This window comes from Acidimicrobiales bacterium (assembly GCA_041394245.1).
Classification (GTDB): domain Bacteria; phylum Actinomycetota; class Acidimicrobiia; order Acidimicrobiales; family Aldehydirespiratoraceae; genus JAJRXC01.
Window position 1 is genome coordinate 425,308 of the sequence record JAWKIR010000002.1, and the last position, 24,355, is coordinate 449,662.

22 protein-coding genes are annotated in these 24,355 nt (G+C 67.9%); all 22 read left to right on the forward strand.

The window, feature by feature from the left end:
- The first annotated feature begins 26 nt into the window (after positions 1 to 26).
- The 22 genes from R2707_02140 to R2707_02245 all read left to right on the forward strand — a co-directional run bounded on the left by R2707_02140 (position 27) and on the right by R2707_02245 (position 24,314).
- On the forward strand, positions 27 to 3,203 hold the full coding sequence (locus R2707_02140) for a hypothetical protein (protein ID MEZ5243870.1): 3,177 nt from the start codon (positions 27 to 29) through the stop codon (positions 3,201 to 3,203).
- Entirely contained in the window at positions 3,200 to 4,375 is a 1,176-nt protein-coding gene (locus R2707_02145) for a glycosyltransferase (GenBank protein ID MEZ5243871.1), read from the forward strand. Before R2707_02140 ends, R2707_02145 begins: the two co-directional genes overlap by 4 nt.
- A 9-nt stretch (positions 4,376 to 4,384) precedes the next feature.
- Positions 4,385 to 5,662, forward strand: a complete 1,278-nt coding sequence (gene manB / locus R2707_02150; protein MEZ5243872.1) for a phosphomannomutase/phosphoglucomutase — start codon at positions 4,385 to 4,387, stop codon at positions 5,660 to 5,662.
- Entirely contained in the window at positions 5,605 to 5,730 is a 126-nt protein-coding gene (locus tag R2707_02155) for a hypothetical protein (GenBank protein MEZ5243873.1), read from the forward strand. The genes manB and R2707_02155 overlap by 58 nt, the downstream gene beginning before the upstream one ends.
- 72 nt (positions 5,731 to 5,802) lie before the next feature.
- The gene (locus R2707_02160) at positions 5,803 to 6,042 is read left to right on the forward strand and encodes a Trm112 family protein (GenBank protein MEZ5243874.1); all 240 of its coding nucleotides are present in this window, start codon (positions 5,803 to 5,805) and stop codon (positions 6,040 to 6,042) included.
- A gap of 9 nt (positions 6,043 to 6,051) precedes the next feature.
- Positions 6,052 to 6,996 (forward strand): SIS domain-containing protein, encoded by a 945-nt coding sequence (locus tag R2707_02165; GenBank protein ID MEZ5243875.1) that lies wholly within the window; start codon positions 6,052 to 6,054, stop codon positions 6,994 to 6,996.
- A 4-nt stretch (positions 6,997 to 7,000) separates the two neighbouring features.
- Positions 7,001 to 8,170, forward strand: a complete 1,170-nt coding sequence (manA, locus tag R2707_02170; GenBank protein ID MEZ5243876.1) for a mannose-6-phosphate isomerase, class I — start codon at positions 7,001 to 7,003, stop codon at positions 8,168 to 8,170.
- 122 nt (positions 8,171 to 8,292) lie between these two features.
- Positions 8,293 to 9,738: an adenosylhomocysteinase gene (gene ahcY / locus R2707_02175; GenBank protein MEZ5243877.1), complete on the forward strand. Its 1,446-nt coding sequence runs from the start codon at positions 8,293 to 8,295 to the stop codon at positions 9,736 to 9,738.
- A 70-nt stretch (positions 9,739 to 9,808) separates the two neighbouring features.
- Positions 9,809 to 10,690 carry a TIGR03620 family F420-dependent LLM class oxidoreductase gene (locus R2707_02180; protein ID MEZ5243878.1) on the forward strand — a complete coding sequence of 294 codons (882 nt, stop codon included), beginning with the start codon at positions 9,809 to 9,811 and terminating at the stop codon, positions 10,688 to 10,690.
- Positions 10,687 to 11,520 (forward strand): crotonase/enoyl-CoA hydratase family protein, encoded by an 834-nt coding sequence (locus R2707_02185; protein MEZ5243879.1) that lies wholly within the window; start codon positions 10,687 to 10,689, stop codon positions 11,518 to 11,520. Before R2707_02180 ends, R2707_02185 begins: the two co-directional genes overlap by 4 nt.
- A gap of 125 nt (positions 11,521 to 11,645) precedes the next feature.
- Positions 11,646 to 12,542, forward strand: coding sequence for an SDR family NAD(P)-dependent oxidoreductase (locus R2707_02190; protein MEZ5243880.1), 897 nt, complete (start codon positions 11,646 to 11,648; stop codon positions 12,540 to 12,542).
- Positions 12,539 to 13,552, forward strand: a complete 1,014-nt coding sequence (locus tag R2707_02195; protein ID MEZ5243881.1) for an SDR family NAD(P)-dependent oxidoreductase — start codon at positions 12,539 to 12,541, stop codon at positions 13,550 to 13,552. Before R2707_02190 ends, R2707_02195 begins: the two co-directional genes overlap by 4 nt.
- 49 nt (positions 13,553 to 13,601) lie before the next feature.
- On the forward strand, positions 13,602 to 14,174 hold the full coding sequence (locus tag R2707_02200) for a phosphoribosyltransferase family protein (protein MEZ5243882.1): 573 nt from the start codon (positions 13,602 to 13,604) through the stop codon (positions 14,172 to 14,174).
- A gap of 2 nt (positions 14,175 to 14,176) precedes the next feature.
- Complete coding sequence (raiA, locus tag R2707_02205; GenBank protein MEZ5243883.1) at positions 14,177 to 14,758, forward strand: ribosome-associated translation inhibitor RaiA; 582 nt, start codon at positions 14,177 to 14,179, stop codon at positions 14,756 to 14,758.
- A 52-nt stretch (positions 14,759 to 14,810) separates the two neighbouring features.
- Positions 14,811 to 15,494 carry a response regulator transcription factor gene (locus R2707_02210; protein MEZ5243884.1) on the forward strand — a complete coding sequence of 228 codons (684 nt, stop codon included), beginning with the start codon at positions 14,811 to 14,813 and terminating at the stop codon, positions 15,492 to 15,494.
- 33 nt (positions 15,495 to 15,527) lie between these two features.
- Positions 15,528 to 18,245 (forward strand): preprotein translocase subunit SecA, encoded by a 2,718-nt coding sequence (gene secA / locus R2707_02215; GenBank protein MEZ5243885.1) that lies wholly within the window; start codon positions 15,528 to 15,530, stop codon positions 18,243 to 18,245.
- A gap of 55 nt (positions 18,246 to 18,300) precedes the next feature.
- On the forward strand, positions 18,301 to 19,413 hold the full coding sequence (gene prfB / locus R2707_02220) for a peptide chain release factor 2 (GenBank protein ID MEZ5243886.1): 1,113 nt from the start codon (positions 18,301 to 18,303) through the stop codon (positions 19,411 to 19,413).
- An 85-nt stretch (positions 19,414 to 19,498) separates the two neighbouring features.
- A complete protein-coding gene (ftsE, locus tag R2707_02225; GenBank protein MEZ5243887.1) occupies positions 19,499 to 20,176 on the forward strand; it encodes a cell division ATP-binding protein FtsE in 678 nt (225 codons plus the stop codon).
- A gap of 10 nt (positions 20,177 to 20,186) precedes the next feature.
- Positions 20,187 to 21,080: a permease-like cell division protein FtsX gene (locus R2707_02230; GenBank protein ID MEZ5243888.1), complete on the forward strand. Its 894-nt coding sequence runs from the start codon at positions 20,187 to 20,189 to the stop codon at positions 21,078 to 21,080.
- Positions 21,081 to 21,099: 19 nt separating this feature from the next.
- The gene (locus R2707_02235) at positions 21,100 to 21,978 is read left to right on the forward strand and encodes an LLM class flavin-dependent oxidoreductase (GenBank protein MEZ5243889.1); all 879 of its coding nucleotides are present in this window, start codon (positions 21,100 to 21,102) and stop codon (positions 21,976 to 21,978) included.
- A 30-nt stretch (positions 21,979 to 22,008) separates the two neighbouring features.
- Positions 22,009 to 23,247 (forward strand): acyl-CoA dehydrogenase family protein, encoded by a 1,239-nt coding sequence (locus R2707_02240; GenBank protein MEZ5243890.1) that lies wholly within the window; start codon positions 22,009 to 22,011, stop codon positions 23,245 to 23,247.
- Between the two features lie 14 nt (positions 23,248 to 23,261).
- Positions 23,262 to 24,314 carry a phosphotransferase family protein gene (locus R2707_02245; GenBank protein ID MEZ5243891.1) on the forward strand — a complete coding sequence of 351 codons (1,053 nt, stop codon included), beginning with the start codon at positions 23,262 to 23,264 and terminating at the stop codon, positions 24,312 to 24,314.
- The last annotated feature ends 41 nt before the right edge of the window (positions 24,315 to 24,355 follow it).

Here is a 24,355-nt window from a genome sequence, read left to right on the forward strand (position 1 = left end):
GCCGTCGGTGGCACGATAGGGGCGCCATGACCACCTCAAGCCCCGCGCGGTCCGATCCGCCGCGCCGCCGCCTCGACGGCCGCGCCGCTGCGACGGCCGGCATCGTCGCGTTCGTCACCCTCTATCTGGTGTGGACGATGTCGCCGTGGGCGTGGTTCGTCGACTCGACCCCGACGGGGGGCGACATGGGTGCCCATGTCTGGGCCCCGAAGTTCCTGCGGGAAGAGCTGTTGCCCAATTTCCGGCTGTCCGGCTGGTCGCCCGATTGGTACGCCGGATTCCCGGCATTCACCTTCTACATGATCATCCCGTCGCTCGCGATCGTGATGGTCAACGTCGGGATCGAGTTCTCGCTCGGGCCGCTCCAGGTCGACAGCGACTTCTACGCCTTCGTCGGGCTGGTACTCGCCGTGGGCGAGCTCACCCGGCGGCGCGGCCTCGACCCCGCCGCACGGATCCTGAGCATGGCGGGGGCCGGCGCGCTGAGCATCGCGCTGTCGTGGCGGTGGGACGGCCAGCTCCGCGATCCCGAGAGCATCCTCCCGTGGTCGCCCATCGACCCGTTCACCTACAACGACGCGTCGATGGATCTCGCCGTCTCCGGCATCCTCCTGCCCCTCGCGGTCGGCTCCTTGGTCCACCACCTCGCTCGCGCACGGGGCCGGTGGCGAGGGGTCATCACCGCCCTCGCCGTGATCGCCTGCATCCTCGTGGTGCCGATTCCCTACGGCGTGGCGATGAAGATGGTGGCGATCTCGGGCATCGTGACCCTCCCGCTGGCCGCCTATGCGGCGGGGCGACTCGGCGGGTTGGCCTTCCCCGGACCCGCCCTGCTGTCGGTGATGACGCTCCCGTTCCTCTTCGACCGCTCGTACAACATCTACGGCGGCAACGTCATGTCGACGATGGCGGGGGAGTTCGCCTTCTCGATGGGGCTCTCGATCGCCGTTCTCTACATCGGTTTCGCGTCGCGAGGGATGCAGACCGGTCGCAACCGTGTGCTGGCCGGCGGCCTGCTGGCGCTGGCCGGCCTCACGCACCTCTTCGCGGCGTTCTTCGGGCTCGTCGTGACGGCCAGCCTCCTTCTGCTGCGACCGGGTCGGCGCGAGATCTCGTGGTTGCTGGTCGCGGGGCCGATCGCCGGCCTGCTGTCGGCGTTCTGGGTACTGCCCTTCTACTGGAACTCCAAGTACCTCAACGACATGGGTTGGGGGAAGGAACGCGACTACGTCAAGGCACTGTGGTCGCGCAGCGGCAACTTCGGCGGGCAGACCTTCCTCGACAACCAACTCCCGCTCCAGGTGTTCATCGCCCTCGCGCTGATCGGCGCGGTCATCTGCGGAATACGCCGCGTGCGGCTCGGGATGGCGTTGACGTTGACGGCCGGCATCTTCGCCGTCATCTTCCTACTGCTTCCCGAGGGACGCCTCTGGAACGTGCGGATCCTGCCCTTCTACTACCTCTCGGTCTACCTGCTCGCCGGCATCGCGCTCTCGGAGATCTTCCGGCTGGTCGCCGACTACCTGCGCAACCCCGACGACATCCGTCACGATCGGCCGACCGCGATGGCGGCGGCGCCGGCGGCGCTGGCGACGATCGTGATCATCACGGCGCTGGCCTTCCCACTCCGGTCGTTCCCCACCGGATCCCTCTACGTCGACGACGGCAACACCGAGTTCGGGCTCGACTGGTTGGGTGGTCTCGGCACCAGCCAGCTCAACCTCGGACCAGGATGGATGCGCTACAACTTCACCGGCTACGAGGCGCGTCCTACTGCGGAGGAGTATCGCAACCTCGTGGCCACCATGGACGAGGTCGGGCGCGAGTTCGGTTGCGGCCAGTCATTGTGGGAGTACGACGGCGATCGCCTCGGCGGCTACGGCACGCCGATGGCCCCGATGCTCCTCCCGCACTGGACCGACGGTTGCATCGGTTCGATGGAGGGTCTCTACTTCGAGGCCTCGGCCACCACGCCCTACCACTTCCTCCTGCAGTCCGAGCTCTCGGCGGGCCCCTCACGGGCGATGCGCGACATGCCGTACTCGTCGCTCGATGTCGCCAAGGGGGTCGAAGGACTGCGGACGATGGGTGTGCGCTACTACCTGGCGGCGACCGAAGCCGCCATCGCCCAGGCCCGCGCCCTCGACGACATCACGGAGATCGCGACGAGCGGCCCGTGGGTCATCTTCATGATCGACGGCCAGTCCGTCGTGGAGGGGCTCGATCATCTCCCGGTGGTCGTCGACGGCGTCGACGCCGGCGGCGAGGACTGGCTCATCCCGACCGTGGCCTGGTGGGAGAGCGGACACGAGACCCCGCTGGTCGCTGCCGACGGCCCGAGCGACTGGCCCCGCTCGTCGCTCGACGACATCGACGACGAGGGCTTTCTCGCCGCGCTCGACGCCGACGACCGTGTGGTCGAGATGCGCAGACTCGCGGAGATCTCCGATGAATGGCTGCCGAGCGTCGACTCCGAGGTCGCCCAGGTCTCCAACGTCGAGGTCGACACCATGGCCATTCGTTTCGAGGTCGATCAGATCGGTCTGCCGGTGCTCGTGCGGACGAGCTACTTCCCGAACTGGGACGTCGCCGGTGCCGAGGGTCCCTACCGTGTCGCCCCGAACCTCATGGTCGTGATCCCGACCGATACCGAGGTCGAGCTGACCTACGGACGCTCGGGCATCGAATTGGTCGGTATGGGTCTGACCCTCATCGGATTGGTCTTCGCGTTCGTCAGTCGCCGTTTCCGGCGCGTCGAACGCGACGGCGGCGCGGCGCTGTGGGACCTGACCGGCTTCGACGAGGTCCTGCCGTCGCAGGTCGCCGTGCTCGACGGCGTCCGCGACGGGACGATCGATCGGACCGAGTTCGCGCGGATCTCCGGCGAGGTCGCCGCCGTCGAGCGATCCGGTCTCCTCGCGCTCGGGTCCTCGTTCATGCTCGTCGGATGGTCGCTCCTGCTCTTCGTCATCGCCGTGCTCGGCGTCGACGGACTCGTCCCCGGCGGCGACAAGCTCGCGGCGTCGGTGGTGGTGTTCGGGCCGGCCGTCGTCGGCGTCGTCGTGTTGCTGTTCGCGGCGATCCCGCGGTTGGCACGCACGACGCTCCTGCGAGCAAATGCGCTCGGCCCGGCGCGGATTCTGCTCGACGTGGTCGACTCCTCCGCCGCGGCGCCACCGCCAGAGGACGTCGATTCCCGGTGACCGTGGGCGACCGCGTCCCGCTCCCGAGTCGATTCGCACTCGTCGGCCTCGCGGCCACGGTCGTCGACTACGGGCTCGCGGTGGGGCTCTCCGAGGCGGGAATGCCCCGGGTCGTGGCCGACCTCGTCGCACTCGTGATCGCATCGGTCGCGTCGCTCACCCTCCATTCGCGGGTGACGCTCAGGGGCGACCAGCTCGATCGCTGGATCCGTCAACCACCCGTCTTCTTCACGGTCGCGCTCGTGGCCGGCGCCGTCGACATGGCGGTGTTCGTCTCCCTCGACTCGCTGCGTCCGGCCGTGGCCAAGCTCGCCGCACTCGCGCTCGCGGCGCTGATCCGAGCCTTCGCCCACCGCCTCGTGTTGTTCCGGGCGGTTCGCCGAGAACAGGACCAGCCGGCCCCACGCCCGGACCCGCCGGGCTCGCTGCGACTCAGCGTCGTGGTGCCGGCCTTCCGGGAGGAATCCCGGATCGCCGACACGGTCCGGCGCATCCGGGCCGACCTGGCCGAACTCGACCGAACCGACGATCTCGAGATCGTCGTCGTCGACGACGGCTCGCCCGACGCGACCGCCGATCGCGCCAGGGCGGCCGGAGCGGATCAGGTGGTGGTCCAGCCCCGAAATCGCGGCAAAGGGGCTGCGGTGCGAGTCGGTGTGGCCGCGGCGACCGGCCGCACGATCGCGTTCACCGATGCCGACCTTGCCTACGCGCCGGTGCAGATCCTGGCGATGCTCGATGCCGTCGAAGGCGGGTGGGACGTCGTCATCGGCAATCGGCACGACAACGAGTCGGCCACGCTCGTCGGCACCTCGGCGCTGCGCTCGTTCGGCAGCCGTGCCGTCAACATGGCCACCAGTCTCCTGCTGCTCGGCAACTATCGAGACACCCAGTGCGGCTGCAAGGCGTTCCGATCCGATGTCGGCAAGGCGTTGCTCGGTGCGGGTCGGGTCGACGGGTTCGCGTTCGACATCGAGATGCTCCATCTCGTCGAGCGCTACGGCTTCTCGCTCAAGGAAGTGCCTGTCGAAGTGGTCAACAGCGACACCTCGACGGTGCGGGCCGTACGCGACGGGATCGGGGTCGGACTCGACATCCTGCGAATCCGTCGCCTGGCCGCTCGCGGCAGCTATCCGGAGGGCATCGACTCCACCATCCCGACCCGAAAGTAGATTCGTGACGTGACGACCGACTTCGACGCGATTTTCAAGGCCTACGACGTGCGGGGCACCGTCCCCGACCAATTCGACGCCGACGGCGCCCGGGCCATCGGTGGAGCATTCGCCCGCTTCGTCGCCGGCCACGGCGCGACGTCCATCGTGGTGGGACGCGACATGCGTCCCGACGGTGAGGAGTTCGTCGCCGCGTTCGGCGAGGGCGTGATGGATCACGGCGTCGATGTCGTCGACGCCGGCCTCTGCGCCACCGACATGATGTACTACGCGTCCGGGGTGCTCGACATGCCGGGCGCGGTCTTCACCGCGTCGCACAATCCGGCGGGCTACAACGGCATCAAGATGTGTCTCGCGAAGGCCGCGCCGATCGGCTCGGAAAGCGGTCTCGACCTCATCAAGGAGATGGCCAAGGCGGGCCCCGAGCCGACGCCGACCCGGGGCACGCGCATCGAGCGCGACATGCTCGAGGGCTATGTCGCCCACGTCCACTCGTTCGTCGACCTCGACGCCCTGAAACCGCTGAAGGTCGTGGCCGACACCGCCAACGGCATGGGGGGCCTGGTTGTCCCGGCGGTCATGGCCGGCCTGCCCTTCCAACTCGACCACATGTACCCCGAGCTCGACGGCACGTTCCCGAACCATCCTGCCGATCCGATCCAGCCGGAGAACCAGAAGGACCTGATGGCGCGCGTGCTCGCAACGGGCGCCGACATCGGGCTCGCCTTCGACGGCGACGCCGACCGGGTCTTCCTCGTCGACGAGACGGCCCGCGCCATCTCCGGCTCGCTCACGACCGCGCTGGTCGCCCGCTCGATTCTCGCCCGTGATCCGGGCGCGACCGTCATCTACAACCTGATCTGTTCGAAGACCGTGCCCGAGGTGATCGAGGAAGGCGGTGGCATCGCCGTTCGCACCCGGGTCGGCCACTCCTTCATCAAGCAGGTCATGGCCGAGACCGGCGCGGTGTTCGGCGGCGAACACTCGGGCCACTACTACTTCCGGGAGAACTTCCGGGCCGACAGCGGGCTGATCGCCGCCCTCGTCGTCCTCGAAGCGCTCAGCAACCACCCGGCCGGTCTCGCCGACCTGGTGTCGACGCTCGACCGCTACGCGGCGTCGGGCGAGATCAACACGAAGGTCGACGACGCCGCGGCGGTGATCGAACGCGCGTTGCCGGCGCCTACCCCGACGCCGACCAGGACCGCCTCGACGGCCTCACCGTCGACATGGGCGACTGGTGGTTCAACCTTCGCGCCTCCAACACCGAACCCCTGCTGCGGTTGAACCTCGAGGCCGCGACCGCCGACGACGTGGCGGCCCGTGTCGAGGAGGTCCGGTCGCACTTCGGCTGACCCGTTGGGCCCGGTTGCTGATTGACTGGGTGGATTCCGTTCCCCTGGAGGAACCCGAATGACTGAGAAACGATGACCCTCGACTCCCGCCTCCTCGAGATCCTTGCCTGCCCGGTCGACAAGGGTCCGCTGTTCTACTTCGCCGACGAGAACGCCCTCTACAACCCGCGGCTGAAGAAGCGCTACCGCGTCCACGAGGGCGACATCCCGGTCATGCTCCCCGACGAGGCCGACGACGTCGACGACGCCGAGCACGCCCGACTCATCGCCAAGGCAGAGGCCGACGGAGTGGCGCCGACCTTCGAGGCGTAAGCGTCGCTCATGTCCGCCGAAGAACTGCTCGATGCACTTCGTCACCTGCCCGATCAGGTGCGCGACGCCGCCGTCGCGGCCGCCGACGTCGATGATCTGCCCAGCCGCGACGGCATTGCCAACGTCGCGATCCTGGGGGTCGGAGGTGGTCGTGTCGCCGCCGACGTGATCGAGGCGATCTGCGAGATCAGGGGATCGGTCCCCATCGTTGCGACCGGTGCCCGCTGTCCGGGCTGGGTCGACGACTCGACGCTCGCCATCGCGCTGTCGCCCTCCGGCGACGATGCGACGGTCGCCGGTGTCCGTCGGGCCAGGGAGGCGGGTGCGCGGGTCGTCGCCGTCACCTCGGGTGGTCCGCTGCGCGAGGCGTGCACCGAGTGGGGCGTGCCGATCGTTCCGGTCGATCCCGAGGCCGGGCCTGCGGCGGGTCTCGGCGTGTCGATCGTGCCGGTGCTGGTTCTCCTCGAGCGTCTGGGGCTCGCCCACGGCATGAGTCCGGCCATCTCGGGTGTCGCCACCCAACTCGAGGCCCGCCACGCCGCGCTCGATCACGACCTCGCGCCGATCGAGGCGCTCGCGTCGGTGCTCCCCGGCCGGGTCGCGATCGTCACCGGCGCCGGTGCGATGGGAAAGCATGCGTCTCGCCGTTGGGTGCAGGAGATCGATCGGGTCGGTGGCGTGGCCGCGGTCCGCCGTCGACTCCCGACCGGACCGGTCGACGTGGCGACCGGCGTGCGCCTGTCGGAGGCGACGAAACGCGGTGCGGTGGTCATCGTCCTGCGCCACGACTTCGAGCCCGAGGGGCTCGACGGCGGGGTCGAACTCCTGAACGACGCTTTCGACGAGATCCACACGTTCGTGGCCGAGGGTGACGGCCCGCTCGCCCAACTCCTCGATCTGGTTCTTCTGGCCGACGCGGTGGCGGCGGCACTGGTGCGCCGCACCGGCGGGTAGCGCCGTGCAGCTCATCGAGGGTGTCCTGCGCGACTACGCCTGGGGGTCGACGACGGCGATTCCTGAACTGCTCGGGCTTCCCGCCACGGCCACACCCGTTGCCGAGGTGTGGTTCGGGGCGCACCCGAGCGGCCCGGCACTGGTCGGCCCAGACGCCACGCCGCTCGACGTCGTGGTCGGACGCGACCCGACCGCAGCGCTCGGTGCCGCCGCCGACTTCGATACGCTCCCGTTCCTGCTGAAGGTGATCGCCGCGGCCGAGCCGCTGTCACTACAGGTTCACCCGTCGACGGCGCAGGCCCGGGCCGGGTTCGCCCGGGAGGAGGCAGCGGGTGTCGCGATCGACGCTCCCGACCGCTCGTTTCGCGATCGCGCCCACAAGCCCGAGATGATCTGTGCGTTGACCGAGTTCGACGCCCTCTGCGGTGTGCGCGAGCCGGAGACGACGCTCGAGGTCCTGGCATCGATCGAGGCGCAGGAGCTCGACACCGTGCGCTCGATGATCCGGGCCGATCCGACCCCGGCGGGGTTCTCACGTCTGCTCGAGTGGCTGCTGACGCTCGACCACGCCGCCGCCGGTGCACTGGTCGAATCGGTGGTGGGCGCCTGTCGCGACCGCGGCGAGGGTCCCCACGCAGCGGAGCGGGCGATGGCGGCCGACCTCGGGGAGCGCTATCCGGGCGACCCTGCGGTGGTGATCGCGCTCCTCCTCAACCTCGTGACCCTCCGGCCGGGCGAGGCCCTTTTCCTGGGTTCGGGCAACCTCCACGCCTATCTTCGAGGCAGCGGCGTCGAGATCATGGCCAGCAGCGACAACGTCCTTCGTGGTGGCCTCACGGCGAAACACGTCGATGTCGCGGCGTTGATCGAGGTCGTCGACGCGGCGCCGGTCGAACCCCGTGTCCAGCGTCCTCCCGTGGTCGACGGCGTGGCGCGCTACGACAGCCCTGTCCCCGAGTTCTCCCTGGAGCGGATCGAGCTCGACGGCACGCTGACCCTCGACGAGGGCCCGGCCATCCTGCTGTGCACCGCCGGCCACGCGACCTGTGGCGCACACACGCTCGACCGGGGCGCGGCGCTGTGGATCCCGGCCGCCGATGGCCCGGTCGAGTTGCATGGGTGGGGCACGATGTTTCGCGCCGGGCTCGGCCCTCGAGGCGTCACCGACGGGTAGGGCGTCCGACTCATGCCCCTCGGGCGCTCCGGCCCGTACACTCGTGTGCTGCGGGCCGTTCCGAGATGGTGTCAGCTGACCCCGGCCTGCTCTCGATTCGACGATGAAAGAGGAGCGCCCGCGTGGCACTGACAGCTGATGACTACAAGGTCGCGGACCTGAGCCTGGCCGAGTTCGGCCGCAAGGAGATCCGCCTGGCCGAGCACGAGATGCCGGGTCTCATGGCCCTGCGGGGCAAGTACGCCGACGAGCAACCGCTCAAGGGCGCTCGCATCGCCGGGTCGCTCCACATGACCGTCCAGACCGCAGTGTTGATCGAGACCCTCGTCGCCCTCGGCGCCGACGTGCGTTGGGTGAGCTGCAACATCTTCTCCACCCAGGATCACGCGGCCGCGGCGGTTGCCGTCGGCCCGACCGGAACACCCGAGAAGCTCGAGGGCACGCCGGTGTTCGCCTGGAAGGGTGAGACGCTGGAGGAGTACTGGTGGGCGACCGAGCAGCTGTTCCACTGGCCCGACGGTGGCGGACCCAACCTGATCCTCGACGATGGTGGCGACGCCACCATGCTCGTCCACAAGGGGCTCGAATACGAAAAGGCCGGGGTGATCCCGGACACCGAGGAGGATGACTCCGAGGAGTGGGGCGTGTTCCTCGACCGCCTGCGCGACATCGCGAATCGCCACGGCGAGTTCTTCACCAAGATCGCCCCCGGCATCCGTGGTGTCTCCGAGGAGACGACGACCGGCGTGCACCGCCTCTACCAGATGATGGAGACCGGCGACCTGCTGTTCCCCGCCATCAATGTCAACGACTCCGTCACCAAGTCGAAGTTCGACAACCTCTACGGCTGTCGTCATTCGCTGATCGACGGCATCAATCGCGCCGTCGACGTGATGATCGGTGGCAAGGTCGCCGTGGTCTGCGGATTCGGCGACGTGGGCAAGGGGTGCGCGGAGTCGTTGGCCGGCCAGGGCGCCCGGGTCATCGTCACCGAGGTCGACCCGATCTGCGCGCTCCAGGCCGCCATGACCGGCTACGAGGTCAACACGCTCGAAGCCGTCATCGACACCGCCGACATCTTCATCACCACCACCGGCAACAAGGACATCATCCTCGCCGGCCACATGGCGAAGATGAAGCACCAGGCCATCGTGGGCAACATCGGCCACTTCGACAACGAGATCGACATGGCCGGTCTGCTCAAGATGTCCGACGTCCGTCGCGTCAACATCAAGCCGCAGGTCGACGAGTTCGTCTTCCCCGACGGGCACTCGGTCATCGTGCTCTCGGAAGGTCGGTTGCTGAACCTCGGCAACGCCACCGGCCACCCGAGCTTCGTGATGTCGTGCTCGTTCACCAACCAGGTGCTCGCCCAGATGGAGCTCCACGCCAACGCCGACTCGATCGAGTTGGGCGTGCACGTGCTGCCCAAGACGCTCGACGAGGAAGTGGCCCGTCTCCATCTCGACGCACTCGGCGTGAAACTGACCAAGCTGACCGACTCCCAGGCCGAATACCTCGGGATCCCCGCCGAAGGCCCCTACAAGCCGGACCACTACCGCTACTGATTCCCTTGATCTCTGACCGCCGAGTCGCGCAATGCGCGACTCGGCGGTCAGAGATCGTAGGTTTCGGGGTATGACTGCATGTGACAGGGGAGTGTGGCTGGCGCCCGAGGGGCTGACCGGCGAGCAGATCCGGGCCCTCGGCCCCCGACTCGAGGGGCTCGGCTACTCGACCCTGTGGGTCGGCGAGACGTTCGGGCGTGATCCGTTCGCCCAGCTCGCCGCCATCGGCGCGGCGACGTCGACCCTCGGCCTGGCGACGGGGATCGCCAACATCTACAACCGGCATCCCGGTGTGATGCTGCAAGGCGCCAACACCGTGGCGGAGCAGACCGGTGGACGAATGACACTCGGTCTCGGCGTGTCGAGCCCCGCGATCGTCAACAAGGTCCGCGGCATCGAGTACGACAAGCCGCTCTCGTTCCTGCGCACCTACCTCGATGCGATGGACGAGGCGCTCTACACGTCGGTGCCTCCGGCCGACCCGGTGCCGCGTGTGCTGGCGGCCCTCGGCCCGAAGATGCTCGAGCTGGCAGCGACGCGTACGGCCGGTGCCCACCCGTACAACACCACCCCCGACCACACCGCGATGGCGCGCGAGGTGATGGGGCCTGACGCCGGACTCTTCGTCGAGCAGAAGGTGATGCTCACCGACGACGCCGGACTGGCCCGCACGACCGGGGCCAAGGTGCTGAAGTTCTACTCGCGGGCGCCCGGCTACCGGAATGCGTGGTTGGCGATGGGATTCTCCGAGGAGGACATCGACGGCCTCAGCGAGAAGCTGGTCGACGGCCTCATCGCATGGGGCGATGTCGACCGGATCGAGGCCCGACTGGCCGAACACGCCGACGCCGGCGCGACCCACGTCTGCATTCATCCGTTGCACCCCGAACAGGGGCAGGGGGCCGTCGACGACGATGTGCTCGCCGCCCTCGCTCCGGGAGCCGCGTCGTGAGCGAGCGGGTGACGATCGACGTCGTTGCCGGCGTGGCCGATGTGCGGATGGACCGCGGCGACAAGATGAACGCGATGGACGGAAAGATGTTCGCCGCCCTCGTGGAGGCCGCCGACGAGCTCGCCACGGACACTGCGGTGCGCGCCGTGGTCTTGTCGGGCAACGGACCGTCATTCTGCGCCGGACTCGACTTCTCCGGCTTCCAGGCGATGGCCGGCGGCAGTGACGACGGTGGCGAAGAAGGGGCAACGAGCACCGGCTCGATCGGTCGGCTCGAGACCGGCCGCGCCCATGTCACGCATCTCGCTCAGCAGGCCGTCTGGGGCTGGCACGAGCTACCGGTGCCGGTGATCGCGGCCGTCCATGGGGTCGCGTTCGGCGCCGGCTGCCAGCTCGCGGTGGGGGCCGACATCCGCTTAGTCTCCCCGGACGTGCGGATGTCGGTGCTCGAGATCCGGTGGGGCCTGAGCCCCGACATGACCATCACGTCGCTGCTGCCGGCGCTCATCGGCGCCGATCGGGCCAAGGAGCTGATCTGGACCGGTCGAGAGGTCAACGGCCCCGAGGCGGTCGAGATCGGGCTCGCCACGCACGTCGCCGACGATCCCCACGCGGCGGCGATGGAGCTGGCCGCCACCCTCGCGTCGAAGAGTCCGGACGCCGTGCGGGCCGGAAAGCGCCTGGTCAACCGGGCTGTCGGCCTCGACCTGAACGCCCAGTTCCAGGCCGAACGCGACGAGATCGGCGCGCTGATCGGCTCGCCCAACCAGGTCGAGTCCGTGCAGGCATTCTTCGAGAAGCGTCCCCCCGTCTACATCGACCCCGACTGAGCCGACATCACCCTCGGTCGCAGGGAGCGCGCCGGGTCCGGTCGATGCGGTGGTCGCCTTCGGGGTGGGCCACTGTCGGACTCTATGATGCGGGCGTTGTCGACCGCACGACCAGGGGGCCGAGAGTGGACGAGATTGCAGGGAAGGTCGCCGTCGTCACCGGCGGCGCCAGCGGCATCGGCCGGGCGACGGCGATCGCGCTGGCGACCGAGGGCGCCCGGGTGGTGGTCGCCGACATCGAGCAGCCACCGCTCGACGAGGTGGTCGCCCAGATCGAGGCTGCCGGCGGTGAGGCGATCGGCGTGATCTGTGATGTCTCGTCATGGGATTCGGTCGAGTCGCTCCGGAACCGCTGTGCCGAGGCGTTCGGTCCGGCCGACATCGTCATGAACAACGCCGGAGTCGCGGGCGGGGGACCGATCTCGATGATCGAACTGTCGGCGTGGGAGTGGACACTCGGTGTCAACCTCTGGGGAGTGATCTACGGCGTGAAGGCCTTCCTCCCGGCGATGCTCGAACGGGGGAGCGGACACATCGTCAACACGGCGTCGATCGCCGGACATCTCACCTCGACGGGGATGGGCGCCTACAACACCTCGAAACACGCGGTCTCCGGTTTCACCGAGACGCTGCAACAGGAGATGCTCGAGGGAAACACCGGCGTGGGGGTCACCTGTCTCTGCCCGGGGTTCGTCGCGACCAACATCGTCTCGAGCGAACGGAACCGTCCGGAGCGATTCCGCGAGGGCGGGCCCGACCTCGAGACCGATGAGGGGGCCGGGAGCGGTGCGCTGGGCGATTCGGCGTCCGCGATCGCCGACGCCTATGCGGCCCAGATGGCCCCCGAGGTCGTCGCTGCCCAGGTTCTGCACGCGATCAGGGACAACCAGTTCTGGTTGTTCACCGACGCGCTGGCCGACGATCTCATCCGGGCGCGTCACGCCGACATCGAGACGCGCTCGACACCGGGCCACCGGTCGCACCTCATCGAGTTGATGTTCGCTCCCGGGGCCGAGTCGTGAAGGTCCTGGTCACCGGGGCCACGGGTTTCGTCGGAAGTCATGTCGTCCGGCGGCTCCTCGCCGACGGGCACGAGATCCGGGCACTGGCCCGCACGCCGAGCAAGGTCAGGCCGCTCATGTTCCAGATGGGCGTCGACACCGATGACATCGAGGTCGTCGCGGGCGACATCACCGACCGGGCCTCGGTTCGGGCCGCGGTCGACGGGTGCGATGCCGTGGTCCACACGGCGGCGGTGGTTGCGACGAGTCCTGCCGCCGAGGCGGAGATGGAGCGGGTCAATCTGGTCGGCGCCACCAATGTGCTGGGCGAAGCCGTCGACGCCGGTTGTGACCCGATCGTGCACGTGTCGTCGGTCGCCGCGCTGTTCCCGTTCGAGACCGACGTGGTGACCGCGGATCATCCGGTCAGGGGTCTCGGCGCCTACGGGCGGACGAAGGCGGCATGCGAGCGCTTGGCCCGTAGCTACCAGGACGACGGCCTCCCCGTCGTCACCATCTATCCGTCCGGGATCATGGGGCCCGACGACTGGAACGAGTCGATCAATCTGGCGTCGTACAAGGTGTGGCTCGAGAAGGGGCTCCCGAAGTCCAAGGGCTTCAGCGGGAGCTATGTCGACGTGCGGGATCTCGCCGAGATCATGGCCGCATCGATGCATCCCGGTCGTGGTCCGCATCGGCTGCTGGCCATGGGTACCTATCTGAGTTCCGACGATCTCGAGGGCGTCATCGCCGAGGTGCTCGGGTCGGCCAAGAGCTTCCCGCTGCCGCGCCCGATCTTCTGGGTTTGGGGAAAGCTGGGCGACGTCGCGAAGCGGATCGGCATCGATCTGGTCGTCACGAGCGAGGGCTACGACTACATGTTCAACTCGCGACCTGGCGACGACTCGGCCACGACCGAGGTGACGGGAGTGGAGTTCCGCCCGATCGCCGACACCTTCCGCGAGACATTCGTCTGGATGTACGAGGCCGGCCACATCGACGCGAAACACCTGGGCAACCTGCTCGGTTGAGGTGGTCCACGCGGCGCCCGGTGTCACACCGGCGTCGTAGCTTGCGGACATGGACGACCACGCAGTGCTCGATCTCGGTGCCGGACTCGCTGTTGTCGCGGTCTGGGCCCACAGCGGTGCGGCCGCCGATCTCGTGAGAGAGCTCAAGTACGGTCGCGCCACCACGGTGGTGACCGAGTTGGCGGAGGCGATGGTGGCGGTCGCTCCCTCGGCCGACCTCGTGAGTTGGGTGCCGGCGTCGCCGGCCCGTCGCCGACAGCGCGGCTTCGACCAGGGCGAGTTGTTGGCCCGCGCCGTCGCCCGGCGTCTCGGCATGCCGGTCCGCAGGGCGTTGCGACGTGTCGACGACGAGCCGCAGACATCGCGCGGGCGCGAGGGGCGCTTGCTCGGCCCCCGGTTCGGAGCTGCCGGCCGACGCATGCGGTTCGGTCCGACCGTGCTGTTGATCGACGACGTGGTGACCACCGGTTCCACCTTGCGGGCCGCGGCCGCGGTCCTGCGCGATCACGGCGCCGGTCAGGTGCGGGGATTGGCCGCCACCCATGCCGTCGCGTCGCCGGTGTCTGCGGATGCACCCGCTGCCGTCTACCATCTGGCCACAACCAGACCAACCGGAGGTTAAGAATGGATGTCTCCATCAGTGCGCGGCATGTGACCATCACGCCGAGACTGGAGGAGGTGATCCAGGAGAAGATCGGCGAACTCGATCGGTACCTGGTGGATCTCGAGTCTGCTCAGGTCCACTTCGACGAGGCCCGCAATCCTCGCATCTCCGACAAGTTGTTCTGCGAGATCCATCTGAAGGGCGGTGGGCACCATCTCCGCACCAAGGTCGATGCGCCCGACCCCTTCACCGCGATCGACCTCGCCGAAGCGAAACTCGAGCGTCAGATCCGCAAGCTGCGGACCAAGATCCAGCGACGCCAACACGGCACCGGCGAGTCGTTGCGTGCGGCTGCCGACGATGCGGCTGCCGTGGCGGTGGCGGTTGCCGAACCGGAGCAGCCGGACGACGACGACGTGATGCCCTCGATCGTGCGGACGAAGCGCTTCCATCTGGCTCCGCTCGATCCGATCGAGGCCGTCGAGAAGATGGAGGAGCTCGGTCACGGGTTCTTCTTCTTCATCAATCGTGAGACCAGTCGCAGCGCGGTGGTCTACATGCGCGACGATGGCGATGTCGGGCTGATCGACGAAGCCGACTGACCCGCCGATCGGGCCCCTTCAGACCCGGCGCCCCGCAGCCGACAGGAAGGGCATGCCCGGTCGGCCCGATGATCTCCGTGTCCTCGTGGTCGATGACCATGCGCTCTTTCGTCGCGGCTTGGTGATGGAACTCGACGCCGCCCCGGACCTCGAGGTGATCGCCGAGGCCTCCGACGGGATCGAAGCCGTCGACGCCGCTGTGTCGTTGGCTCCCGATGTGGTCCTGATGGACGTGCGCATGCCGGGGATGGACGGGATCGAGGCGACCCGTCGGATCGTCGAGGCGGCACCGTCGACCCGGGTGCTGATGCTGAGCGTTTCCGACGAGACCGACGATCTGCTGGAGGCCGTCAAGGCCGGCGCCGCCGGCTATCTGCTCAAGGAGACGTCGATCACCGACATTGCCGCGTCGGCCCGTCAGGTGGCGCGGGGCCACAGCTTCGTGTCGCCGTCGTTGGCGGGTCGCCTCCTCGAGGAGTTCGCCGTGCTCGCCCGCAGGGTCGACGCCGCACCCTACGAGTCCGCCGGTCCTGCCCACGGGGTGCTCACCTCGCGAGAGGTCGCCGTGCTCGAAGCGATGGCCGACGGAGCGGACAACGACGCGATCGCCGAGGCCACCGGGTTGACGAACCATGCGGTGCGCAACCATGTCCGCAACATCCTCGAGAAGCTGCACCTGGCCTCGCGGACCGAAGCGGTCCTCTACGCAGTTCGGAGTCGGCTGATCGACCCCTGATGCCCGCGGCGGGTGGGTAGAGTTGCGCAAGTCATGAGCATCTTCGATCGAGTTCTGCGCAGCGGCGAAGGCCGAAAGCTGAAGGCCCTTCAGGCCCTGGTCCCCGACATCAACGCCCTCGAGCCGGAGATGCAGGCGCTGAGCGACGAACAGTTGCAGGCGAAGACCGCAGAGTTCCGCAACCGGCTCGACAACGGCGAGGAACCCGACGATCTGCTGATCGAATCGTTCGCCGTCGTCCGTGAGGCCGCGTCGCGGGTTCTGGGCCAGCGACACTACGACGTCCAGCTCGTCGGCGGCGCGGCGCTGCACCTCGGCTGGGTCGCGGAGATGAAGACGGGCGAGGGCAAGACCCTCACCTCGACGCTCCCGATCTATCTCAACGGGGTCACCGGCAAGGGTGTCCACGTCGTCACGGTCAACGACTATCTGGCCAGTCGCGACGCCGAATGGATGGGTCAGGTCCATCGCTGGATGGGGCTCGACGTCGGGCTGATCATTCCCGGCAACCGTGACGCCGCGTTCAAGCGTGCGCAATACGCCTGCGACATCACCTACGGCACCAACAACGAGTTCGGCTTCGACTATCTGCGCGACAACATGGCGATGTCGCGCGAGAAGCAGGTGCAGCGAGGCCATCACTACTGCATCGTCGACGAGATCGACTCCATCCTGATCGACGAGGCGCGAACGCCGCTGATCATCTCGGGTCGGGTTGCGGATGCGGCCAAGCTCTATGTCAAGTTCGCGTCGATCGCCCGGGGTCTGCAGCGCGACGTGCACTACGAGGTCGACGAGGAGAAGCGGACCGTCGCGCCGCTCGAGGCCGGTATCCATGCCGTCGAACGGGCGCTCGGTGTCGAGAACCTCTACGACCAGGTGTCGGCCAACCTCGTGCACCAGCTCCAGGCCGCCCTGCGGGCCAAGGAGCTCTACAAGCGCGACAAGGACTACATCATCGAGGCCGGAGAGGTGAAGATCGTCGACGAGTTCACCGGCCGTGTGCTCGACGGTCGCCGCTGGTCCGACGGCCTGCATCAGGCGGTCGAGGCGAAGGAGGGAGTGGCGATCAAGGAGGAGAACCAGACCCTCGCCACTATCACCCTGCAGAACTACTACCGGCTCTACGACCGCCTCGCCGGCATGACCGGTACCGCCGAGACCGAAGCGTCGGAGTTCGTGAGCACCTACGGGCTCCACGTGATCCCGGTGCCCACCCATCGCCCGCTGGCCCGTGTCGACGAAGGCGACCTGATCTACAAGACCGAGGACGCCAAGTTCGCAGCATGCGTCGACGACTTGGCGGCGAAGCACGAGATCGGCCAGCCGGTGCTCGTCGGCACGGTGTCGGTCGAGAAGTCCGAGAAGCTCTCACGCGAGCTCGAGAAGCGGGGCATCCCCCACGAGGTCCTCAACGCGAAGCAGCACACCCGTGAGGCCGAGGTCGTCGCCCAAGCGGGCCGCCTCGGGTCGATCACGGTCGCCACCAACATGGCCGGTCGTGGTGTCGACATCTTGCTGGGTGGCAACCCCGAGGGTCTCGCCGAGCGTGACGTGCGCGCCGAAGGTCTCGAGTTGCACAGCGAGGAGGGTCAGGCCCGCTACGCGGAGCGTCTCGCCGCCCACACGGCGACCACCGAGGCCGAGAAGCAGAAGGTCCTCGACCTCGGCGGCCTCTATGTGCTCGGCACCGAACGTCACGAGAGCCGCCGCATCGACAATCAGCTGCGGGGCCGCTCGGGTCGCCAGGGCGATCCCGGTGCGAGCCGGTTCTATCTCTCGCTCGAAGACGAGCTCATGCGGCTCTTCGCCACGGGGGCGATGAACTGGGTGATGGATCGGGCTCTGCCCGACGACGTGCCGATCGAGGCGAAGATGGTCACGAAGGCCATCGAGCGCGCCCAGAACACCGTCGAGGCGCGCAACGCCGAGACTCGCAAGAACGTCCTCAAGTACGACGAGGTGATGAACGAGCAGCGCAAGGTCATCTACAAGCGTCGCGGACAGATCCTCGATGGCGCCGACCTGCGCGACGAAGCGCTCGAGTACCTCCAGGACGCCATCGAGGGCGCTGTCGCCACCTATTGCGTCAGCGAGATCATCGAGGAATGGGATCTGGAGGGACTGGCGACCGAGATCAGCACCCTCTGGCCCGGCGAGGTCTCGGCGGCCGAACTCGCTTCGTGTCGAACGATCGAACAGCTCGAGGATCTGCTCTGGGAGATCGGTGGTTCGCACTACGAACAGCGTGAGGCAGAGCTGAGCCCCGACGTCATGCGTCAGGTCGAGCGCCAGGTCATGCTGCGCATCATCGATCAGCGCTGGCGGGAACACCTCAAGGAGATGGATCTCCTGCGCGAGGGCATCCACCTGCGGGCGATGGGCCAACGGGATCCGGCCACCGAATGGCAGCGCGAGGGCTTCGACATGTTCGGTCAGATGATGACCGGTATCGCCCAGGACTTCGTCAAGTACGTGATGCACGTCCAGGTCGCGGTCCAGAACACGCCGGCCGACGACCAGCAGGAGCTGGCCGGTGTCACCGAGCAGAAGCAGGAAGCGGGCGCCGGCACGAAGAGCTCCGCCATCCCGACCGCGGGCGCGCCGCCGGCCGTCAAGCCCGCCGAGGCACCGAGCAAGACGCCGGTCGTGAAGTCGGACCTCGAGAAGGTCGGGCGTAACGAGCCCTGCCCCTGCGGCAGCGGCAAGAAGTACAAGGCGTGTCACGGCCGTCCCGGCGGGTCCGAGTAGCTTCGACCATCAGGTTCCGTGCCGGGGTCGTTCCCGTCCGAACCGACGACACATCATGCAGGACTTCACCGAACAACTCGCCGCGATCCGTACCCGCCTCGTCGAGGCCTCCGGCTACCTTCGCGTTGCCGAACTCGAGCAACGCCAACCCCAGCTCGAAGCGGAGGCGTCGCGGCCCGACCTCTGGGACGACCAGGAGAGGGCGCGCGCCGTCACATCGGAGCTCGCGTCGGTCAACGAGGACCTCGACCTCTATCACCGACTGTCCGGGGAGCTCGACGACGTCGAGACGTTGCACGAGATGGCCCGTGAGGAGGATGACGCGTCCCTCGAGGGCGAGATCGCCGAGGCGGCCGCCGCGTTGGAGACACAACTCGACGGGCTCGAGATGCGCTCGCTGTTCACCGGTGAGTTCGACGAGCGCGACGCCGTGTGCCAGATCAAGTCGGGTGAGGGCGGCACCGATGCGCAGGACTGGGCCGAGATGCTCATGCGGATGTACAACCGCTGGGCCGATCGTCGCGGGTTCGACGTCGAGATCACTGCGGTGTCCGAGGGCACCGAGGCCGGCCTCAACAATGTCGAGTTCATCCTGAAGGGACGCCACGCCTACGGCCTCATGCAGGCCGAACACGGCGTGCATCGCCTGGTGCGGATCTCGCCGTTCAACAACGAAGGGAAGCGGCAGACGGCATTCGCCGCGGTGCAGGTTGCGCCGTTCTTCGAGGAGGTCTCCTCCGAGATCGAGATCGACGAGAAGGAGCTGCGCATCGACACCTACCGCTCCTCGGGCGCCGGCGGTCAGCACGTCAACGTGACCGACTCGGCGGTGCGCATCACCCACCTGCCCACGGGCCTGGTCACCAGCTGCCAGAACGAGCGCAGCCAGCACCAGAACAAGGACCGCGCCATGCAGATGATGGCGTCGAAGCTCCTCGATCTCGAGCGCAAGAAGCGCGACGACGAGATCGCCGGCATCACCGGTGAGCAGCAGAACGTGGGCTTCGGCAGCCAGATCCGCAGCTATGTGATGCAGCCGTACCAGATGGTCAAGGACCTGCGGACCGAGCACGAGACGGCCCAGGTCGATGTGGTCCTCGGCGGTGACGTCGAACCGTTCATGGAGGCGTGGCTGCGATGGACCCGCGCCAGGGCCGAGTCGCAGTAGTGACGAGGAGCGAGGTGCCACAGTTTCGACGCCCGTCGCTGATAGCTTCTGGCGTTCGGGCGACCCACTTCTCCCCAGGATCGGCATGATCAAACTCGAGAACGTGACCAAGGTCTACAAGGGCGACGTCGTCGCCGTTCGTGATGCCACGGTCGACATCGCAAAGGGCGAGTTCGTCTTCCTCGTGGGCCAGTCGGGCTCGGGCAAGTCGACCTTCATCCGTCTCCTCAACCGCGAGGAGACGCCCGAGCACGGCACCATCTTCGTGGCGGGCAAGGACATCAGCAGCCTCGGCTCCTGGAAGGTTCCCTACCTGCGCCGCAACATCGGCTACATCTTCCAGGACTTCAAGCTCCTGCCCAAGAAGACCGTCGCCGAGAACGTCGCGTTCGCACTCGAAGTGATCGGTAAGCCACGGGCCGTGATCCGCAAGCAGGTCCCCGCCATCCTCGAACTGGTCGGTCTGTCGCAGAAGATCGACAACTACCCCTCGGAGCTGTCGGGCGGCGAGCAGCAGCGCGTCTCGATCGCGCGCGCCTTCGTCAACCGTCCGCTGATCCTGCTCGCCGACGAGCCCACCGGCAACCTCGACCCGCAGACCTCGGTGGGCATCATGAAGCTGCTCGACCGGATCAATCGCACGGGCACCACTGTTGTCATGGCCACTCACGACCGCGGCATCGTCGACACGATGCGTCGCCGCGTGATCGAACTCGACCGAGGGGTGATCGTGCGCGATCAGGCCCGCGGCGTCTACGAGTAGGGGGGCGGTCATGGCCATCAGCCCCGTCTACGCACTGCGAGAAACCGGCCAGAACCTGGTTCGCAACTTCATGCTGTCGTTCGCCACGATCATCACCATCGGTGTGTCGCTGTGGCTGTTCGGTGGCTTCTTCCTCTTCAACTACGCGGTCGACAACGCGACCGCCCGGTGGGAAGGCGGCATCGAGTTCGTGGTCTGGATGGACCCGGACGCGTCGCCCGAACAGGACGCCAACATCCGCGACAGCCTCGACAATCCGGGAATCGAGAGCTTCACCTATGTCGACCAGGAGGCGACCTACGAGGAGTTCCGCGACCTGTTCGCCGACGTGCCCGAGATGCTCGACGTGGTCACCCCCGACAAGTTGCCGCCGTCGTATCGCGTGGTGCCGGCCAATCCCGACGCCGATGTCGTGCAGGAACTCGTCACCCAGTTCGACGGTCGGCCCGGTGTGCGCGATGTCGTCTCGGCCGACAAGACCATCCGTCAGATCCAGCGCACGGCCGACGACGTGAGCCGCGTCTTCCTGATCGGTTCGATCTTCCTGCTCGTGGCGGCGACGCTGCTGATCCTCACCAATGTCGTGAGCGCGATCCGCAGCCGCGGCGCAGAGATCGAGATCATGAAGGTGGTCGGGGCGACCAACTGGTTCATCCGCATCCCGTTCATGCTCGAGGGCCTCTCCCAGGCCGTCCTCGGCGCGTTGGGTGCGTGGGTCGGTCTCTATTTCCTCAACACCCAGGTGATCGAGGGACTCGGCGACGCCGACTCCCTCGAGCTCATGCAGGGTCTGCGGGTGTCCGACAGCGAGTACCTGTCGACGAGCCTGCTGGTCCTCGCAATCGCCGTGGTGGTCTCGGGTATCGGATCGATGGTCGCCGTCACCCGCTACCTCGACGCCTGAGGCCGCGATGGATCTCTCCATGACACTGCCGACCATGGCCTCGGGCCTGGATCGCGGCCTGATGAACGACTGGTGTGCGGCGCTCGACGAGGGACCGTTTCGCAGCCTGGCGGTGGGCGAGCGGATCGCCTTCGACAATCTCGAGATGCACACGACGCTGTCGTATGCGGCCGCCCGCACCGAGCGGATTCGCATCGCTCCGACGCTCGTGATCCTGCCGATGCATCCGGTGGCGCTCATGGCGAAGAAGCTCGCATCGCTCGACGTGCTGTCGGGTGGACGGGTCGACGTGGTCGTCGGCGTCGGCGGACGCGACCAGGACTATCGATGCGCGGAGCGGCCGTTCGGACGACGGCACCAGACGCTCGACGATCAGGTGGCCGAGCTCCGCCGACTCTGGAGCGGCGGAGCCCCCCACGAGGGCGCGCCGGCCGTGGGCCCTGCGCCGGTGCAGCCCGGCGGTCCGCCGATCTACGCCAGCGCGATGGGCCCCCTGTCGACGGCTCGGGCCGCCGCATGGGCCGACGGCAACATGGGCTTCACGCTCTCGCCCGGTACCGACGACCACGAGGGGTCGTTCCAGGCGATACGCGACGCGTGGGCGGCGGCCGGACGAACCGACGCACCGAGATTGAGTACCAGCTTCTGGTACTCGCTCGATGCCGACGCGGGGTCGGCGCTGCGTGACTACGCCTACCGCTATCTGTCGGTCTTCGGGCATGACGGCGCGGAGATGATGGCCGGTATGGCCACCGCCGCCGGGATCGACGAAGTCGTCGAGGGTCTCCGGCGCCTGGAGGCGGCGGGCTGCGACGAGGTGTATCTCGTCCCGACGTCGACGGACCCGGCGCAGCTCACGGAGATTGCCGCTCTCGCCATTGAAGTGAACGCTCGCTAACGTCGGGTTCCCCGATCAGGAGCGAGCGGCATGGCCATCGATTTCACCCTCAGCCCCGAACACGAGGCGATCCGCGATCGCGTCCGGGTCTTCATCGACGACGTCGTGAAGCCGGCCGAGGAAGCCATCGAGGGTCATGGCGGCGCAGAGCCGCTGGACGGCCGGGAGCGGCTGGAGATGCTCATCGGTCTCCGCCGGAAAGCGCACGCCGAGGGTCTGTGGCTGCCGCACATGCCCGAGGAATGGGGCGGCATGGGACTGGGACATGTCGCGCTGGCGATGGTCCAGGCCGAAGCGGCGAAGTCGTACTACGGGCCGTGGGTCCTCAACTGTCAGGCTCCCGACGAGGGCAACATGCACACGCTGCTGCACTGGGCGACCCCGCAGCAGGCGGAGAAGTACCTCCGGCCGCTGTGCGAGGGCACCGTCTGGTCGTGCTTCGCGATGACCGAGCCCGAGGTCGCCGGGTCCGATCCGACGCTGATCCGAACCACCGGCTACCAGGACGGCGAGGAGTGGGTGCTCAACGGCCACAAGTGGTTCATCTCCAACGCCCATCGCGCGAACTTCGCGATCCTCGTCGCCCGCACCGAGGACGACCCCGACCTCCCGCAGGCGGCGAACACCGCGTTCCTGGTCGACCTGCCGAGCGAGGGTTGGAACGAGGTGCGTCAGATCGAGACGATGCACGGCGGCACGGGGCACTCCGAGATCCTGATCGAGGACCTTCGGGTTCACGAGAGCCAGATGCTGGGCGGACGGGGTCAGGGCCACATGCTCGGTCAGTATCGGCTCGGCCCGGCCCGCTTGGCCCACTGCATGCGCTGGATCGCCCAGGCCGAGACCGCCCTCGACATGATGGTGGCCCGCTCGCTCGATCGGTACAGCCACGGTTCGATCCTCGCGGAGAAGCAGGGCATCCAGTGGATGATCGCCGATTCGGCGATGGAGCTCTACCAGTGCAAGTTGATGGTGCTCCACGCGGCATCGAAGATCGATGCCGGCGACGACTTCAAGTCCGAGGTCTCCATGGCGAAGCACTTCGTGGCGAACTCGCTCAACCGGATCATCGACCGTTCCATCCAGGTCCACGGTGCGCTCGGCTACTCGACCGACACGCCGCTCGCCCACATGTACCAACACGCCCGCTGGGCGCGCTTCGCCGACGGCGCCGACGAGGTCCACCAGATGCGCATAGCCCAGCGCACGATCGCCGCCTACAAGGATCACGGTACGACCCGGGCCGCGACCGGCGACCTCCCGGTCTGAGCGCGGCCGGCGACATGGAGGAGCGGGAGAATCCGGTCGATCCCTCGGTGGTCGATGTCGAGGTGTTGTGCGACTGGATGGACGGGCAGGGCCTCGGCACCGGCCCGCTACGCGACGTGACCCCGCTGGCCGGCGGCACCCAGAATCTGCTGCTGCGGTTCGTGCGCGATGGACGGCCCTACGTCCTGCGGCGACCACCGGAGCACAAGCGCAAGAACAGCGACGAGACGATGCGGCGAGAGGCGAGGGTGCTGGCCGGCCTGGCCGGGAGCGACGTCCCTCATCCGGCACTGATCGCGGCAGAGCCCGACGAGTCGGTGCTCGGCGCGGCCTTCTATCTGATGGAACCCGTCGACGGATTCACGCCGACGACCGGCCTCCCGGCGTTGCACGCCGCGGACCCGTCGATTCGACGGGGGATGGGCTTCGCGCTGGTCGATGCGGCCTCGGCGCTCGGCCGGATCGACCATGTCGACGTCGGCCTCGCCGACTTCGGCAAGCCGGACGGATATCTCGAGCGTCAGGTGCCGCGCTGGCGATCGCAGCTCGACTCGTACCGCGATCTCGGCGGTTCCTGGGCGCCGGAGATCCCGCATCTCGAAGCGGTGGGCGACTGGCTCGAGGCGAACCGGCCGACCACCTTCGTACCCGGGATCATCCACGGCGACTATCACCTCGGCAACGTCATGTATCGCCACGACGGTCCCGAGCTCGCCGCCGTCGTCGACTGGGAGCTCGCCACCATCGGCGACCCCCTCATCGACCTGGGCCTCATCATGGCGTTCTGGCCGGAGGCGGGCGGTCAACCCACCGCGGTGAGCGTCGTGCCCTGGGACGGCTTCCCGAGCATCGACGAGATGGTCGCCCGCTACGCCGAGGGGTCGGCCCGTGACCTCGATGCGATCGGGTGGTATGGCGTGCTCGCCTGCTACAAGACCGGCATCATCTTGGAGGGCACCCACGCGCGGGCCCAGGCCGGTAAGGCACCGTCGTCGTTCGGCGACCTGCTCCATGCCACGACGGTCGGGCTCTTCCACAAGGCCGACCTCCTCATTCGACGTATGTGAGGGCGCCGCGGGGGCGGCGCCGTCCGATGGGGTACGGTGGC

What these genes read in the sequence shown, in the direction of transcription:
- R2707_02140 (MEZ5243870.1), top strand. Translation starts at nt 27, where the DNA reads ATGACCACCTCAAGCCCCGCGCGGTCCGATCCGCCGCGCCGCCGCCTC.
- R2707_02155 (MEZ5243873.1), top strand. Translation starts at nt 5,605, where the DNA reads ATGGGCGACTGGTGGTTCAACCTTCGCGCCTCCAACACCGAACCCCTG.
- R2707_02160 (MEZ5243874.1), top strand. Translation starts at nt 5,803, where the DNA reads ATGACCCTCGACTCCCGCCTCCTCGAGATCCTTGCCTGCCCGGTCGAC.
- R2707_02165 (MEZ5243875.1), top strand. Translation starts at nt 6,052, where the DNA reads ATGTCCGCCGAAGAACTGCTCGATGCACTTCGTCACCTGCCCGATCAG.
- R2707_02180 (MEZ5243878.1), top strand. Translation starts at nt 9,809, where the DNA reads ATGACTGCATGTGACAGGGGAGTGTGGCTGGCGCCCGAGGGGCTGACC.
- R2707_02200 (MEZ5243882.1), top strand. Translation starts at nt 13,602, where the DNA reads ATGGACGACCACGCAGTGCTCGATCTCGGTGCCGGACTCGCTGTTGTC.
- raiA (MEZ5243883.1), top strand. Translation starts at nt 14,177, where the DNA reads ATGGATGTCTCCATCAGTGCGCGGCATGTGACCATCACGCCGAGACTG.
- R2707_02210 (MEZ5243884.1), top strand. Translation starts at nt 14,811, where the DNA reads ATGCCCGGTCGGCCCGATGATCTCCGTGTCCTCGTGGTCGATGACCAT.
- secA (MEZ5243885.1), top strand. Translation starts at nt 15,528, where the DNA reads ATGAGCATCTTCGATCGAGTTCTGCGCAGCGGCGAAGGCCGAAAGCTG.
- prfB (MEZ5243886.1), top strand. Translation starts at nt 18,301, where the DNA reads ATGCAGGACTTCACCGAACAACTCGCCGCGATCCGTACCCGCCTCGTC.
- ftsE (MEZ5243887.1), top strand. Translation starts at nt 19,499, where the DNA reads ATGATCAAACTCGAGAACGTGACCAAGGTCTACAAGGGCGACGTCGTC.
- R2707_02230 (MEZ5243888.1), top strand. Translation starts at nt 20,187, where the DNA reads ATGGCCATCAGCCCCGTCTACGCACTGCGAGAAACCGGCCAGAACCTG.
- R2707_02235 (MEZ5243889.1), top strand. Translation starts at nt 21,100, where the DNA reads ATGACACTGCCGACCATGGCCTCGGGCCTGGATCGCGGCCTGATGAAC.
- R2707_02240 (MEZ5243890.1), top strand. Translation starts at nt 22,009, where the DNA reads ATGGCCATCGATTTCACCCTCAGCCCCGAACACGAGGCGATCCGCGAT.
- R2707_02245 (MEZ5243891.1), top strand. Translation starts at nt 23,262, where the DNA reads ATGGAGGAGCGGGAGAATCCGGTCGATCCCTCGGTGGTCGATGTCGAG.